Here is a 235-nt window from a genome sequence, read left to right as displayed (position 1 = left end):
CTACCTCATCCGACTCGAACACGGAAAACCCATCACCTTCGGCACCGACGGACAACTCTGCGTGATCCACCCACCCGGCGGCTTCGGCCTACAGGTACGCGAGACCGCCACAGTCCGCCCCGAGGAAATCGTCGTACACGACACCACCGTCAACGACCCCGCCTACGCATTCGCACTATCCCGACTCCCCGGCCTCGACCTGAGCAACACCCCAATCGGCGTATTCCGCTCAGTC

1 pseudogene is annotated in these 235 nt (G+C 63.0%); it reads left to right on the top strand.

From position 1 onward, the window contains the following. Positions 1–235: pseudogene (locus SNR22_RS29255) on the top strand (2-oxoacid:ferredoxin oxidoreductase subunit beta); the annotation flags it as partial.

This window comes from Micromonospora sp. RTGN7, from assembly GCF_033804645.1.
Lineage (GTDB): Bacteria > Actinomycetota > Actinomycetes > Mycobacteriales > Micromonosporaceae > Micromonospora.
This window is presented reverse-complemented; position numbering and strand designations above follow the sequence as displayed.